Raw genomic sequence first — 2,365 nt, 5'->3', positions numbered from 1 at the left:
ATCCTATCCCTCGCGTCCCATCCTCGCCGCCTCCGTGGCGGTGATCCGCGACGGCCGCATCCTGCTCGCCGCGAGAGGCAAGCCGCCGAGCGAGGGGCTGTATTCGCTTCCCGGCGGAATGGTCGAGACCGGCGAGACCTTGGGCGAAGCCGCCTTGCGGGAACTTCGCGAGGAGGTTGGGGTTAAGGCCAAGCTGATCGGCCTGATTGCCCCCGTCGAGTTCATTGAAAGGGATGAGAAGGGCGATATAAAGCATCATGTCGTGATCGCCGCCCATGCCGCCCGCTGGGTTTCCGGCGAACCCCAGACAGGACCGGAAGCAAAGGACATCCGTTGGGTTACGCTGCGCGACATCGCCGACCTTCCCATGACCGAGGGCCTCGCCGGAATTCTAGAGCAGGCGTTCAGGCTCGCCCGCGAGGATGCGCCCGCATGAAATCCCTGCGCCCCATCCTGGCCGCTCTCGCGGTGCTCGCTGCTATGATCCAGCCGGTTTCAGCCCAGGGCTTCTTCGAGCGCCTCTTCGGCGCGCCGCGCGGGGCGCCAGTGCCGCAGCAGCCTGCTCCGCAGCCGCAATACAGGCCCCAGCCCCAATTCCGCCCGCAGCCTCAGCAACGGCGTCCGCAGCAATCGGCGCCGCAGCAGCAAGCTCCCGCCCAGCAGCAGGCTGAGCCCGCGCCGGCGGTCGAGCCGCCGCCGGCGCCTTACGAGAAGGAATTGCTGCGGCTTGCCGAGATCATGGGCTCGCTCGCGATGCTGCGCCCCCTCTGCACCGCGCCCGACGCCCAGGAATGGGGCCGGCGCATGCAGGTGCTCCTCGATACGGAAGGCACGACGCCCGGACGCAAGGAGCGTCTCGCCGGCGCCTACAACAAGGGCTATCAGGCCTATGCCCTCACCTACCGGGTGTGCACGCCCTCGGCGCAGGAGGCCTCAGTCCGGTTCCTGCAGGAGGGCGAGCAGCTCGCCCGCAACATCACCGGGCGCTACGGCGGCTAGAGGGCTTGCAAGTGCCTTCGCTATTGTGGCAAAAACGACGCACTCCCCTTATTATCCACATTTTTCCGGCTACTACCCCTCGCGTTAACCTCGTTGCAAGGTGATGCTGGCCTCGGGACGGCGCGATGTCTTAAGGTCGAATCAACCGAACCCGGGCGCCGCCCCTAGAAAAGGGGCCTGGATCATGAACGACAACGACGTCCCTCTCAACGAGCTGCCCGAACTCAGCGCCATCAAGCAGGCCGCCTTAAGCTATGTGACCGAGGCTTTCGCCGAGGCCGAGCTCGACGGGCTCGATGCCGATTGCATGGCCCAAGCCGCCCTCTTCGCAGCCTTCACGGAACTCGTCACGACCTATGGCGAGGACGCGGTGGCCGAATACGCCGCAACGCTCGCCGACAAGATCCGCAGCGGCGCGTTCTCGATGGCGGTTTCGCTGAAGCATTGAAGGCTTCTTGAGCTTCCAAGGCATGATCAGTTATGTCCAATGACAACAGGGAAGAGGATCAAGCTCTCCCCGCCCATCTTCGCGAGCTTAGCTACAAGATCCATACCAATCGCGAGCTTGAGTTCATGCTACAGGGCCTCAAGCCTCTCGCCTATTTCCATGACATGATTTTCGACGATCAAGACATGTGGGAGCCGGAAGAGGAGTTTGAACGACAAGTCGAGCTTGGAACATTCGTTAAACACGAGGTGCGCGAGCTCTGTGAGCCCTACTCACTCAATGGACATATCATTCGAGGCGAATGGACCCGCTACTATGCGTTGAAGGATGAGGCTCGGCGTATCCCAGCCTTCATGATGCTCAAGAATCTCATAAAAAAGCATCCGTGGAGTGACGCACTTGAGCGGATGGAAGGCGCGCTTCTCGGCTACACCGACGAGCAGAATGACGAATGGCTGGTAAGGCGACGCCAACGGCATGTCAGTTGGCAATGCGCGACGCTATACGCCATAACGACGAGTGAAATCCTCGCTGACATCAAGGAACTTGGGAAACGCGCCTTTCCGAAAGGAAGCCTGCCGCATTTGCAACTGTTTACTGCTGAACGCATCCCGAGTCGTGATGCACTCGAACAAGCAGGCTTGTTGAAGGACGCCTACTGCAAACTCATCCGTTTCGGAGTGCACTGGCATTTCTTTAAAGACTTCCTGGAGCACACGCCAGCAGCAGCGATTGCCCGTGTCTCCGTTCGTTCCGGCACGGAATCGAAAGACCTCAACAAGGCCCTTTGCACCGATATTCAAATCTTCAAGCTAACGTAGCCGCAGAATATCACGTTTCGGTTTCGCCAATCGTCTCCTCGAACTGGACCACCTCACCCTGCGATGGCGTTTCCAATCCGCCATCCCACATCACCAC

The 2,365-nt window shown here is 60.8% G+C and carries 4 protein-coding genes; all 4 read left to right on the top strand.

Annotation, left to right across the window (positions count from 1 at the left end):
* A partial coding sequence (locus ACXJKO_RS31325) for an NUDIX hydrolase (RefSeq protein ID WP_457094902.1) occupies positions 1-436 on the top strand: 436 nt, incomplete at its 5' end.
* The gene (locus ACXJKO_RS31320) at positions 433-999 is read left to right on the top strand and encodes a TIGR02301 family protein (RefSeq protein WP_457094901.1); all 567 of its coding nucleotides are present in this window, start codon (positions 433-435) and stop codon (positions 997-999) included. The genes ACXJKO_RS31325 and ACXJKO_RS31320, both read left to right, overlap by 4 nt.
* A gap of 184 nt (positions 1,000-1,183) precedes the next feature.
* Positions 1,184-1,447 (top strand): hypothetical protein, encoded by a 264-nt coding sequence (locus ACXJKO_RS31315; RefSeq protein ID WP_457094900.1) that lies wholly within the window; start codon positions 1,184-1,186, stop codon positions 1,445-1,447.
* Positions 1,448-1,479: 32 nt separating this feature from the next.
* Positions 1,480-2,268, top strand: a complete 789-nt coding sequence (locus tag ACXJKO_RS31310; RefSeq protein WP_457094899.1) for a hypothetical protein — start codon at positions 1,480-1,482, stop codon at positions 2,266-2,268.
* Positions 2,269-2,365 lie beyond the last annotated feature (97 nt).

The organism is Microvirga sp. P5_D2, assembly GCF_054049475.1.
The sequence above is the reverse complement of the archived record's forward strand: the minus strand, read 5'-3'. Positions and strand labels throughout refer to the sequence as shown.

What these genes read in the sequence shown, in the direction of transcription:
- ACXJKO_RS31320 (WP_457094901.1), top strand. Translation starts at nt 433, where the DNA reads ATGAAATCCCTGCGCCCCATCCTGGCCGCTCTCGCGGTGCTCGCTGCT.
- ACXJKO_RS31315 (WP_457094900.1), top strand. Translation starts at nt 1,184, where the DNA reads ATGAACGACAACGACGTCCCTCTCAACGAGCTGCCCGAACTCAGCGCC.
- ACXJKO_RS31310 (WP_457094899.1), top strand. Translation starts at nt 1,480, where the DNA reads ATGTCCAATGACAACAGGGAAGAGGATCAAGCTCTCCCCGCCCATCTT.